11 protein-coding genes and 1 pseudogene are annotated in these 12,127 nt (G+C 42.0%); 7 read left to right on the top strand and 5 right to left on the bottom strand.

Annotated elements, in window-relative coordinates; all coding sequences use genetic code 11:
• On the top strand, window positions 1-96 hold a 96-nt coding region (locus PAN07_RS17195), incomplete at its 5' end, for an IS3 family transposase (RefSeq protein WP_168741291.1).
• A gap of 47 nt (window positions 97-143) precedes the next feature.
• Here PAN07_RS17195 and recJ read toward each other — a convergent pair.
• Window positions 144-2,366 carry a single-stranded-DNA-specific exonuclease RecJ gene (gene recJ, locus PAN07_RS17190; RefSeq protein ID WP_269798436.1) on the bottom strand — a complete coding sequence of 741 codons (2,223 nt, stop codon included), beginning with the start codon at window positions 2,364-2,366 and terminating at the stop codon, window positions 144-146.
• A gap of 176 nt (window positions 2,367-2,542) precedes the next feature.
• Here recJ and PAN07_RS17185 point away from each other — a divergent pair, with 176 nt between their 5' ends.
• The 5 genes from PAN07_RS17185 to PAN07_RS17165 all read left to right on the top strand — a co-directional run bounded on the left by PAN07_RS17185 (window position 2,543) and on the right by PAN07_RS17165 (window position 6,802).
• On the top strand, window positions 2,543-3,301 hold the full coding sequence (locus tag PAN07_RS17185) for an amino acid ABC transporter ATP-binding protein (protein ID WP_001229569.1): 759 nt from the start codon (window positions 2,543-2,545) through the stop codon (window positions 3,299-3,301).
• A gap of 10 nt (window positions 3,302-3,311) precedes the next feature.
• Window positions 3,312-4,106, top strand: a complete 795-nt coding sequence (locus PAN07_RS17180) for a transporter substrate-binding domain-containing protein (protein WP_247930413.1) — start codon at window positions 3,312-3,314, stop codon at window positions 4,104-4,106.
• A 15-nt stretch (window positions 4,107-4,121) separates the two neighbouring features.
• A complete protein-coding gene (locus tag PAN07_RS17175) occupies window positions 4,122-4,799 on the top strand; it encodes an ABC transporter permease subunit (protein ID WP_000131145.1) in 678 nt (225 codons plus the stop codon).
• A 9-nt stretch (window positions 4,800-4,808) separates the two neighbouring features.
• Entirely contained in the window at window positions 4,809-5,468 is a 660-nt protein-coding gene (locus PAN07_RS17170; RefSeq protein WP_125416107.1) for an amino acid ABC transporter permease, read from the top strand.
• 143 nt (window positions 5,469-5,611) lie between these two features.
• Entirely contained in the window at window positions 5,612-6,802 is a 1,191-nt protein-coding gene (locus PAN07_RS17165) for an oxidoreductase (RefSeq protein ID WP_269798435.1), read from the top strand.
• Between the two features lie 109 nt (window positions 6,803-6,911).
• On the opposite strand, the gene PAN07_RS17160 is transcribed toward PAN07_RS17165, so the two are convergent.
• Window positions 6,912-7,349 carry an Rrf2 family transcriptional regulator gene (locus PAN07_RS17160; protein WP_001166795.1) on the bottom strand — a complete coding sequence of 146 codons (438 nt, stop codon included), beginning with the start codon at window positions 7,347-7,349 and terminating at the stop codon, window positions 6,912-6,914.
• Window positions 7,350-7,424: 75 nt separating this feature from the next.
• A complete protein-coding gene (locus tag PAN07_RS17155; RefSeq protein ID WP_218494027.1) occupies window positions 7,425-8,267 on the bottom strand; it encodes a metallophosphoesterase family protein in 843 nt (280 codons plus the stop codon).
• Window positions 8,268-8,796: 529 nt separating this feature from the next.
• Here PAN07_RS17155 and thrS point away from each other — a divergent pair.
• A complete protein-coding gene (thrS, locus tag PAN07_RS17150) occupies window positions 8,797-10,740 on the top strand; it encodes a threonine--tRNA ligase (RefSeq protein ID WP_125386185.1) in 1,944 nt (647 codons plus the stop codon).
• Window positions 10,741-10,994: 254 nt separating this feature from the next.
• Here thrS and PAN07_RS17145 read toward each other — a convergent pair whose 3' ends face one another.
• Both PAN07_RS17145 and PAN07_RS17140 read right to left on the bottom strand, forming a co-directional pair.
• Window positions 10,995-12,044 (bottom strand): DUF389 domain-containing protein, encoded by a 1,050-nt coding sequence (locus PAN07_RS17145; protein WP_265495691.1) that lies wholly within the window; start codon window positions 12,042-12,044, stop codon window positions 10,995-10,997.
• Window positions 12,041-12,127: pseudogene (locus PAN07_RS17140) on the bottom strand (two pore domain potassium channel family protein); the annotation flags it as partial. The gene PAN07_RS17145 and the pseudogene PAN07_RS17140, both read right to left, overlap by 4 nt.

The raw sequence follows: 12,127 nt of genomic DNA, 5'->3' as shown, positions 1-12,127 counted from the left end.
ATTGTAGACTATATTGATTACTACAACAATAAACGCATTAAGGTAAAATTAAAAGGACTTAGTCCTGTGCAATACAGAACTAAATCCTTTACTTAAATTATTTGTCTAACTTTTTGGGGTCAGTACAAACTCTTTCCTATCATCTACTCTTTTTCCATTAAAAAGTCATAAATTTCTTGAACGGTACCCAGTGCCATCATTTCTTGGTCTTTGACGGTTTGTTTGAGATTTTGGTAAATCTGACTTTCTCCGATTTCTCTCTTTGGCGCTTCTTTATTTACTGTCATGACACCATCTTTGATCGTCACAAAGCCTAATTCTTCAAATACTTGAATCATCTTGACTAGCAAGATTTGTTGAATATTAAGATAAGTAGCCAAATCTTTCAGCTTGTAGCGAATATCAAACTCTGGAAACTGGTAGATGGTCTTGTACAATTTGGCAAACTGCTCTCTAGTCCCATAACCTGTCAGATAGTAGGCCTTGTCAATATCATTTTTAAAATAGACAGCAGAGAAATTTTGTTCCTGAAAAATGGTTTTAAGTAAGGTAATATCCTCAGGAATGGTTTTTACAACCACAGCATCACTATTTACTAAATTGGAAAGTTCTCCAGCAAAATCCAAGACTGGAACTCCTTCTGGCAAGACTGCATTCTTCCCACGGATGTTAAAGAGTTGAACACCCTCCACACGCGCATCCACCATCATCAACTGCAGGGCAGTTTGGCCATTCCATTGGTTGACAGACAATTTGACTGCCAACTCTAGATTCTTGGTTTGAGCAAATTCTGTTGCCCATCTACCTTGTCCAAATGCTACCACTTCAAAACTAGCTTCACCTTTGGAAATTTTCAACTTGAGATGGGCATTGCCTGCCCCCATGGTACGGGCACTTTCGACCTGAAAATCCTTTATATAAAAGATAGGTTTCTGATTGTCCATGCCAAAAGGTGCCAAACGTTCAAAACTTTTGACCGTTTCCAAGCTAAGTGTCTCCAAATCCAGTTCTTCATCTAGATTTAACTTGTTCTTGCCAGCAGCATCTGCGCCTTTTTCACGAACATAATCTTCCAAGACTTGAGATAAATCTGAAAGTTTTTCAACTTCCAGCGTCATTCCTGCTGCGCCAGCATGACCGCCAAATGCGATAAAGAGGTCGCGATGGGGATCTAGGGCTTCAAAAATATCAACCGCTTCCACACTACGAGCACTACCCTTGGCACGACCGTCCTCTATATTGAGAACGATGACTGTCTGCCCTAGTTCTTCCAGCAAGCGTCCAGCCACGATTCCTAGAACTCCAGGATTCCAGCCTTCCTTAGCCAAGACTTGGACCTTCTTCTCAGGGTCCACCATGGTCTTAGCTTCTTCATAGATAGACTGGACGATTTCCTTACGCTCTTCATTTTTCTGGTGAATCATAAGGGCAATCTCATGCGCTTCCTCATCATCAAAGCCAGTCAGCAAATCAATGGCAGGATTGGGATCATCCAAGCGGCCCAAGGCATTCAAACGAGGGGCAATCTGAAAACCAACCGTTTCTTCTGTTACCTCGTTGGCGGCAATCCCAGCCATGCCCAGCATCTCTTGTAAACCAATGCGCTGAGTATGGCCCAACATTTCCAGACCATACTGAACCAAGATACGGTTCTCATCCGTCAAACTCACCATATCTGCAATGGTACCAATAGCGACCAAATCAAGCAATTCCACTTGCACTTCTTCTAACAGGGCACAAGCCAACTTGAAAGCCACTCCACAACCAGCCAAATATTTGAAAGGATAGTCCGCATCAGGATGTTCAGGATGGACAATGGCATAGGCATCTGGTAAAGTTTCAGGCATGGAATGATGGTCTGTCACAATGACATCCACTCCCATAGACTGGGCCAGTTCAATGGCCTCATGACCAGCAACCCCATTGTCCACCGTCACAATCAAGGAAATTCCTTCTTGTTCGATAAAATATTTGTAAACACTGGCATTAGGTCCATAACCGTCGGTAAAACGATTGGGAAGATAAACCCGGCACTCGGCACCAAGCTGTTCCAAACTTTCCTTAACAATCGAAGCCGAAGTCATACCATCCGCATCATAATCACCGTAAACGAGAATATTTTCCCCTTCTTCAATGGCCTGACGAATCCGTTCCACTGCCTTGTCCATATCATGGAGCAGATAAGGGTCGTGCAAGTCCTCCAAGGAAGGTTCTAAAAACTTCTTCAAACTTTCTTGGTTCTGAATCCCTCTCTCAAATAATAACCGAGCCACCTCAGGACCCAATCCAGCCTTCTTGGCTATCTTTGTAAAATCCGCATCTTCAACCTGCGGGGCAAACTGCCATTCATAAGTAGGTGTTATCAAAAAGACATCCACTCTTTCTAAGAATTCTATTGCTTCATTATAACATGATTTAGGCTTTTTCTCTATCCTGATTGCTTTCTACAAAAATTTTACTAACTTTTTTCTGATATGATTTGACAAGACAAATCTTTTGGTGTAGAATCATGTTATAAAATCTAACACAAAGGAGATTCCTTATGGCTTTAGTAGAATTTGAACACGTCGAAAAATATTACGGAGACTACCATGCACTCCGCGACATCAATCTCCGTTTTGAAAAAGGGCAAGTTGTTGTACTCCTAGGCCCTTCTGGTTCTGGGAAGTCCACTCTTATCCGTACGATTAATGGTTTAGAGGCTGTTGACAAGGGAAGTCTCCTAGTCAATGGCCACCAAGTTGCTGGTGCCAGCCAGAAAGATTTAGTACCTCTTCGCAAGGAAGTCGGTATGGTTTTCCAGCATTTTAACCTTTATCCGCATAAAACAGTGTTAGAAAACGTAACACTCGCACCCATAAAAGTTCTAGGAATTGATAAAAAAGAAGCTGAAAAAACAGCCCAAAAATATCTGGAATTTGTAAATATGTGGGACAAGAAAGATTCTTATCCAGCCATGCTATCTGGTGGACAAAAACAACGGATTGCCATCGCACGTGGACTCGCTATGCATCCTGAACTCCTCCTCTTTGATGAGCCAACATCTGCCCTAGACCCTGAAACTATCGGCGATGTTCTAGCAGTTATGCAAAAATTGGCCCACGATGGTATGAATATGATTGTCGTGACCCATGAAATGGGCTTCGCCCGTGAAGTTGCTGACCGAATCATCTTTATGGCTGACGGAGAGGTTTTAGTAGATACGACCGATGTCGATGACTTTTTCGACAATCCAAGCGAACCTCGTGCTCAACAATTCCTCAGCAAAATTATCAACCACGAAAGTGACAAAGTCAAATAAGGAGGCGCCTATGAAAAAGAAATTCTTTTTATCAGCAATATTGATTAGCCTTTTCGGCCTTGCTGCTGCAAAACCAGTCCTGGCTGATACCAGTGTCGCAGACATTCAAAAGAGAGGCGAGCTAGTTGTCGGTGTGAAACAAGACGTTCCCAATTTTGGTTACAAGGATCCCAAGACAGGAACCTATTCTGGTATCGAAACTGACTTGGCCAAGATGGTAGCTGATGAACTCAAGGTCAAGGTTCACTATGTGCCGGTTACAGCACAAACTCGCGGACCCCTTCTAGACAATGAACAAGTCGATATGGATATCGCAACCTTTACCATCACAGACGAACGTAAAAAACTCTACAACTTCACCAGTCCTTACTACACAGATGCTTCTGGCTTTTTGGTCAATAAGTCTGCCAAAATCAAAAGCATTGAGGACCTAAACGGAAAAACCATCGGTGTTGCCCAAGGTTCCATTACTCAACGCTTGATTACCGAACTAGGTAAAAAGAAAGGCCTGACCTTTAAATTCGTCGAACTTGGTTCCTACCCAGAATTGATTACTTCCCTACACGCTCATCGAATTGATGCCTTTTCCGTTGACCGCTCGATTCTATCTGGCTACATCAGCAAACGGACAGAGCTACTAGATGATAGTTTCAAGCCATCTGACTACGGTATCGTTACCAAGAAATCAAATACAGAGCTCAACGACTATCTTGATAACTTGGTTACTAAATGGAGCAAGGATGGCAGTTTGCAGAAACTCTATGACCGTTACAAACTGAAACCATCTAGCCATACCGCAGATTAAGGAGGACAACACCCCATGACAGATTTATCATCTTGGACAGCCTATTTTCAGGATTTTGGACAATTTTTCAATGGTTTCCTCTTCACCCTTGCCCTAGCGATTGGATCCTTTATCCTAGCCATGGTCTTAGGCATCTTCTTTGGAGCCATGTCGACCAGTAAACGTCCAATTTTGAGAATTTTGGCTCGTATCTTTGTCGAATTTTACCAAAACACTCCCCTCTTGGTGCAGTTTGTCATCGTTTTTTACGGCCTACCTCTTATCAGTGACCACACCATCATGATTCCGATTTATTGGACAGCTGTTCTCTGCGTGGGTCTCTATCACGGTGCCTATATCGCTGAGGTAATTCGTTCAGGTATTCAATCTATTCCTAGCGGTCAGATGGAGGCCGCCTTGTCGCAAGGTTTTACCTATATCAGTGCCATGCGCTTGATTATCTTGCCTCAGGCCTTCCGTATCATTCTCCCTCCTTTGACAAATCAAATCGTCAACCTCATCAAGAATACCTCGACAGTTGCTATCATCTCTGGAGTAGACTTGATGTTTGTGACCAAGTCTTGGTCAGCTCTTAACGGAAACTACATTCCAGCCTTTTTAGGCGCTGCCCTTCTCTACTTTTCTCTTTGCTTCCCTGTTGCCCAGTTTGGTCGCAAGATGGAGCAAGCCAACAAAAAAGCCTATTCACTTTAGGAGGTTACTATGGAATCTATTTTAGAAGTTTTGACCCCAGATAACCTAATCTTTATCTTTAAAGGATTTGGCTTGACCCTCTACATTTCTCTGATTGCTATCGTCCTCTCGACTCTTATCGGAACAGTACTAGCCGTCATGAGAAATGGGAAAAATCCTGTCTTACGAATCATCTCCAGCATTTATATCGAGTTTGTACGTAACGTTCCCAACCTCCTCTGGATTTTCACCATCTTTTTGGTGTTCAAGATGAAATCCACCCCAGCTGGTATTACAGCCTTTACCCTCTTTACCTCAGCAGCCCTGGCTGAGATTATCCGAGGCGGTCTCAATGCCGTAGACAAGGGGCAGTACGAAGCAGGAATGTCACAAGGATTTACATCAACCCAAATCCTTTACCACATCATTCTCCCACAAGCCATTCGCAAAATGTTGCCAGCCATCATTTCTCAGTTTGTAACCGTGATTAAGGATACCAGTCTTCTCTACTCTGTCATCGCCCTACAAGAACTATTTGGAGCTAGCCAAATTCTCATGGGCCGTTATTTCGAACCTGAGCAGGTCTTCAGTCTTTATATCCTGATTGCCTTGATTTACTTTATCTTTAACTTTGCCATCTCCAGCCTGTCTCATAAGCTAGCAAAACGTTGGCAACAAGCTGCAGAATAAACAGCCACTCTCCAGTTAAATTGGAGAGTTTTTTGATGATAGTAGATATTTATAGACCTCAATTTGACACCATACTTTTTCTATGATAAAATGTAACAAATTTATTTACAACAAATCAAAATCTAAATGAAATGGAATTTTCTATGAAATCACTCAAAGGACTACTCTTTATCATAGCTAGTTTTGTCTTGACTATTTTGACTTGGATGAACACTTCTCCCCAATTCATGATTCCAGGACTAGCTTTAACAAGCCTATCTCTAACTTTTATCCTAGCCACTCGTCTCCCCCTACTAGAAAGCTGGTTTCACGGTTTGGAGAAGGTCTATACTGTCCACAAATTCACAGCCTTTCTATCCGTCATCCTACTCATCTTTCATAACTTTAGTATGGGCGGTTTGTGGGGATCTCGTTTAGCTGCTCAGTTTGGCAATCTTGCCATCTATATCTTTATCAGTATCATCCTTGTCGCCTATTTAGGCAAATACATCCAATACGAAGCTTGGCGATGGATTCACCGCCTGGTTTACCTAGCTTATATTTTCGGACTCTTTCATGTCTACATGATGATGGGCAATCGTCTTCTCACATTTAATCTTCTAAGTTTTCTTGTTGGTAGCTATGCCCTTTTAGGCTTACTAGCTGGTTTTTATATCATTTTTCTATATCAAAAGATTGGCTTCCCCTATCTAGGGAAAATTACCAATCTCAAACGCTTAAATCACGATACTATAGAAATTCAAATCCATCTTAGCAGACCTTTCAACTATCAATCAGGACAATTTGCCTTCCTAAAGATTTTCCAAGAAGGCTTTGAAAGTGCTCCGCATCCCTTTTCTATCTCAGGAGGTCACGGTCAAACTCTTTACTTTACTGTCAAAAATTCAGGCGACCATACCAAGAATATCTATGACAATCTTCAAGTCGGCAGCAAAGTAAGCGTAGACAGAGCTTACGGACACATGATCATAGAAGAAGGACGAAAAAATCAGGTTTGGATTGCTGGAGGCATTGGGATTACTCCCTTCATCTCTTACATCCGTGAACATCCTATTTTAGATAAACAGGTTCACTTCTTCTATAGCTTCCGTGGAGAGGAAAATGCAGTCTACCTGGATTTGCTCCGTGACTATGCTCAGAAAAACCCTAATTTTGAACTCCATCTAGTAGATAGTAGGAAAGACGGCTATCTTAATTTTGAGCAAGAAGAAGTGCCCGAACATGCAACCGTCTATATGTGTGGTCCTCTTTCTATGATGAAGTTACTTGCCAAACAGATTAAGAAACAAAATCCAAAAGCAGAGCTTATTTACGAAGGATTCAAGTTCAAATAACCACTCATACTCTCCTGGAATTTCCCAGGAGTTTTTTCTACGCAATCTCAAAAAACACTGCCAGATTTCTAGCAGTGTTTTGAGTTTCATTTGCAGGCATCTATCCCTCTTAATCCTTCATCTGACTCTCTGCGTCGGCCACGACTTGCTCTAAGCTAGTCTGACCAAGCTCTGCCTCCATAGCCAGCTGGATTCTCTCCAATTTTTGATCCAAAACATCATGAATATGGGCTCCAACTGGGCAATTTGGATTTGGATTGTCATGAAAACTGAAGAGTTGACCAGTCTTACCAAGACACTCAACAGCCTGATAAACATCTAATAGACTAATGTCTTTGAGATCCTTGACAATCTCTGTCCCACCTGTTCCACGCGCTACTGAAATCAGCTCTGCCTTCTTCAACTGGGACAAGGTTTTTCTGATAATGACTGGATTGACCCCGACACTAGCAGCCAGAAAATCACTGGTCACCTTGCTTTCCTTCCCCTTGAGGGCAATGATTATCAGCATATGAGTCGCAATGGTAAATCTACTTGGAATTTGCATCCTCTTCTCCTTTTTACGAGGCTAGCCTGCCTCTACTCTTCTTTTTCTATTATTATACCCTTTTTAGTTGTAATGTCAATCGTTACCACTTTTCAACCAGGCATCTAATTCCCTATCATAACCCTCTTTCTGGGCCAATTCACTCAGAAATTCCTGATTGTGAGTATGGTGGATACCATTGACCAGACTTTCATAGTAAACCTCAAAATAGGGAAGTTTGAGGTCTTTAGCCAACTGCAATTCAGCTGCCACATCGTAGTCCACCCGTCGGAAGTCCATATCTACCAAGCCCTTGTCATCAAATTCTAAAATCATATACTGAGCTCGCAAGTCCTTCCGTAACTGAGCATCTAGAAAGAAAGGTTGCCCAATCGAACCTGGATTGACAATCAATTGCCCACCAGTCCCGTAACGAAGCAACTGCTGATGAATATGACCATATACAGCGATATCACAAGGTGGATTGGTCACCAAGCGGTCAAAATCCTCTTGCGCTCCAGTATGAATCAACTCTCTCCCCCAGTTCTTATCAGGAAGATGGTGGCTAATTCCTACCGTCAAATCCCCAAACTGACGATGAATCTGTAGAGGTTGATTGTGGAGCAGTTCAATTTCTTCTAGGGAAATTTCCTCTAAAACATACTGGCACTGGCGCAAGAGATAGCGTTGACTGGGACGAGTACTATCCAATTCCTTACGGACACCATGCCAAAGACTGTCTTCCCAGTTTCCCAAAACTCTAGCCGTAATCGGTAGTTGAGCCAACAAGTCCAAAATTCTTCTACGCCCTGTCCCTGGCATGAGAATGTCTCCCAAAAGCCAGTATTCATCCACTCCTAGCTGCCGAGCATCTGCCAAAACAGCCTCCAAGGCGGTGGTATTTCCATGAATATCTGAAAGAAGAGCTATTTTTGTCATTCTTTCTCCTCATTTCCTCTTATATATCTTTTTAATATTATAACAAAAAATACTGTTTAATAGTCACCTTTAACCCACTCTTACTAAATCCAGAACACTACTTTTATCAAGGTAAAAACTTATCAAAAAGATTATTTTACATTACTCCTAACAAAGCATAGCAAGCACTTTTTCAATGAAGAAAATTCAAAAAAATCTACAAATATCTTGAAAATTTTCACAATCATGCTATAATAATCCATAGAGACAAGTCACTTAGTCCCTTTCTACTAGAGAGTGCGTGGTTGCTGGAAACGCATAGAAAGCCTATACTGATACTACTCTACTGACTTTTATGCAAACATAAAACGGTGGCCACGTTAGAGCCAATCAGAGGTGTCCCTCTCTTTTGAGGAACATAAATGAAGGTGGAACCACGTTGCGACGTCCTTTCGAGGATGTCGCTTTTTTTCTAGCTTTCACAGTCCTCTGTCCCTGTTCTCAGAATAGGGTTAACACATTCGTCAATAATATAAGTAAGGAGAACATCATGATTAACATTACTTTCCCAGATGGCGCTGTTCGTGAATTCGAATCTGGCGTTACAACTTTTGAAATTGCCCAATCTATCAGCAATTCCCTAGCTAAAAAAGCCTTGGCTGGTAAATTCAACGGCAAACTCATCGACACTACTCGTGCTATCACTGAAGATGGAAGCATCGAAATTGTGACACCTGATCACGAAGATGCCCTCCCAATCTTGCGTCACTCAGCCGCTCACTTGTTTGCCCAAGCAGCTCGTCGTCTGTTCCCAGACATTCACTTGGGAGTTGGTCCAGCCATCGAAGATGGTTTCTACTACGATACTGACAACACAGCTGGTCAAATCTCTAACGAAGACCTTCCTCGTATCGAAGAAGAAATGCAAAAAATTGTCAAAGAAAACTTCCCATCAATCCGTGAAGAAGTTACTAAAGACGAGGCACGTGAAATCTTCAAGAACGACCCTTACAAGTTGGAATTGATTGAAGAACACTCAGAAGACGAAGGTGGTTTGACTATCTATCGTCAAGGTGAGTATGTAGACCTCTGCCGTGGCCCTCACGTCCCATCAACAGGCCGCATCCAAATCTTCCACCTTCTCCATGTAGCAGGTGCTTACTGGCGTGGAAATAGCGACAACGCTATGATGCAACGTATCTATGGTACAGCTTGGTTTGACAAGAAAGACTTGAAAAACTACCTTCAAATGCGTGAAGAAGCCAAGGAACGTGACCATCGTAAACTTGGTAAAGAGCTTGACCTCTTCATGATTTCTCAAGAAGTGGGACAAGGTTTGCCATTCTGGTTGCCAAACGGTGCGACTATCCGTCGTGAATTGGAACGCTACATCGTAGACAAGGAGTTGGCTTCTGGCTACCAACACGTTTACACTCCACCACTTGCTTCTGTTGAACTTTACAAGACTTCTGGTCACTGGGATCATTACCAAGAAGACATGTTCCCAACTATGGACATGGGTGACGGGGAAGAATTTGTCCTTCGTCCAATGAACTGCCCGCACCACATCCAAGTCTTCAAACACCATGTTCACTCTTACCGTGAGTTGCCAATCCGTATCGCTGAAATCGGTATGATGCACCGCTACGAAAAATCTGGTTCCCTGACTGGTCTTCAACGTGTACGTGAAATGTCACTCAACGATGGTCACCTCTTTGTGACTCCAGAACAAATCCAAGAAGAATTCCAACGTGCTCTTCAGTTGATTATCGATGTTTATGAAGACTTCAACTTGACTGAATACCGCTTCCGCCTCTCTCTTCGTGACCCTCAAGATACTCACAAGTACTTTGATAACGATGAAATGTGGGAAAATGCCCAAACCATGCTTCGTGCAGCCCTTGATGAAATGGGCGTGGACTACTTTGAAGCCGAAGGTGAAGCAGCCTTCTACGGACCAAAATTGGATATTCAAGTTAAGACCGCTCTTGGAAAAGAAGAAACTCTTTCTACTATCCAACTTGACTTCTTGCTTCCAGAACGCTTCGATCTTAAATACATCGGAGCTGATGGTGAGGAGCACCGTCCAGTTATGATCCACCGTGGAGTTATCTCAACTATGGAACGCTTCACAGCTATCTTGATTGAGAACTACAAGGGTGCCTTCCCAACATGGCTTGCACCACACCAAGTAACCCTCATCCCAGTATCTAACGAAAAACACGTGGACTACGCTTGGGAAGTGGCTAAGAAACTCCGTGACCGCGGTGTCCGTGCAGATGTAGATGAGCGCAATGAAAAAATGCAGTTCAAGATTCGTGCTTCACAAACAAGCAAGATTCCTTACCAATTGATCGTTGGGGACAAAGAAATGGAAGACGGAACAGTCAATGTTCGTCGCTACGGCCAAAAAGAAACACAAACTATCTCAGTCGATGACTTTGTTCAAGCTATCCTAGCTGATATCGCCAACAAATCACGCGTTGAGAAATAATAGATAAAACCTGGGATAAAATCCTAGCTACCTAAAAAGCAACAACTGAAACAGCTGTTGCTTTTTATATTTTTACTCAATGAAAATCAAAAAGCAAACTAGGAAGCTAGCCGCAAGCTGTACTTGAGTACGGTAAGGCGACGCTGACGTGGTTTGAAGAGATTTTCGAAGAGTATTATTTAATCCGAGCTAGTAGTGATTGACCAAACCACCACACAAGATTTGCTTTCATGAGTTAGATAAGGTCAATATCCTCAATCCTTGTCTGCTTCATTTTCTTTTACGAGATCTTTTTGTGAATCCTTTTCAGAGAGTTTTTGATCGATATACTTGTTAATGGTTTCATAAAATTCCTTGGTCGTATCACTGTCTAATTTTGTCGAATTATGAACTTGATTGACTTTCAATTGAACAGATTGAATACCGTAAGAGGCTTGTTTTTGGTGGAGCGTTTCTAACTCTTCTTCTGAAATCGGATCTCCAACAACCGTCAAGACCAATTCATTGTTCCTTGACTTGTAGACTTGATTAATGACCGTATGATTGGCGAACTCTTTTCCTACAAATTGTTTGATTCCTTCTTTTCGCGCTTGTTCTATTGTCAGAGTGACTGCTGAATAGCTGGCTGGAAGAATCAATAATACGATCAAGGATATCAACCCAATTCTCATTTTAATGTTTAGCTCTTTAAATGAACTTAAGGGAGATTTTCTCATCAAAATTCTTGTTCCAACAATGTTGGTTAGCATGATAAAGACACAGTTGATCAAGAAAAGATAGAGAGCCCCAAATAAAAATCGTACATTTCCATTAGCTAAACCGTAACCTGCAGTGCAGATAGGTGGCATCAGAGCTGTTGCAATGGCTACTCCTGGTACGATATTGTTTGCTTCTTTTTTCCTTGAACCAATGAAACCTGCTATCCCACCAGCAATAGCAATGAGAACATCCCAAATGGTTGGAGAGGTTCGTGCAATCAATTCGCTACTTTCATAAGATAGGGGAGAAATCCAGAAATACAGAGCCGAGACAAGCAAGCTGACCAATACTTGGGTAAATAAAACCTCTAGAGATTGCTTGATTAAACGCGTATCAAAAATAGCTAAACCAAACCCCAGTCCAACAATCGGTGTCATAAGAGGGGAAATCAGCATGGCTCCAATAATGACAGCTGTTGAATTCATATTTAGGCCGATAGAGGCAATAAAAATCGCACACATCAAAATCACTGTATCTCTTAATCGAACATGAAGATCATCATATAATTTCTCACGGTATTCCCGTGTTGAATAATTGGCAGTCATTTGTCCTCTCCTCTTTCCTTATTTAAATTGGTATAATAATTAAAAATAACAGCTGATAAACAGCCAAAAAATATGAGCCCATA

It is taken from the genome of Streptococcus sp. SM5 (genome assembly GCF_027497975.1).
This window is presented reverse-complemented; position numbering and strand designations above follow the sequence as displayed.

What these genes read in the sequence shown, in the direction of transcription:
- thrS (WP_125386185.1), top strand. Translation starts at nt 8,797, where the DNA reads ATGATTAACATTACTTTCCCAGATGGCGCTGTTCGTGAATTCGAATCT.
- PAN07_RS17155 (WP_218494027.1), bottom strand. Translation starts at nt 8,267, where the DNA reads ATGACAAAAATAGCTCTTCTTTCAGATATTCATGGAAATACCACCGCC.
- PAN07_RS17175 (WP_000131145.1), top strand. Translation starts at nt 4,122, where the DNA reads ATGACAGATTTATCATCTTGGACAGCCTATTTTCAGGATTTTGGACAA.
- PAN07_RS17160 (WP_001166795.1), bottom strand. Translation starts at nt 7,349, where the DNA reads ATGCAAATTCCAAGTAGATTTACCATTGCGACTCATATGCTGATAATC.
- PAN07_RS17165 (WP_269798435.1), top strand. Translation starts at nt 5,612, where the DNA reads ATGAAATCACTCAAAGGACTACTCTTTATCATAGCTAGTTTTGTCTTG.
- PAN07_RS17185 (WP_001229569.1), top strand. Translation starts at nt 2,543, where the DNA reads ATGGCTTTAGTAGAATTTGAACACGTCGAAAAATATTACGGAGACTAC.
- PAN07_RS17180 (WP_247930413.1), top strand. Translation starts at nt 3,312, where the DNA reads ATGAAAAAGAAATTCTTTTTATCAGCAATATTGATTAGCCTTTTCGGC.
- PAN07_RS17145 (WP_265495691.1), bottom strand. Translation starts at nt 12,044, where the DNA reads ATGACTGCCAATTATTCAACACGGGAATACCGTGAGAAATTATATGAT.
- PAN07_RS17170 (WP_125416107.1), top strand. Translation starts at nt 4,809, where the DNA reads ATGGAATCTATTTTAGAAGTTTTGACCCCAGATAACCTAATCTTTATC.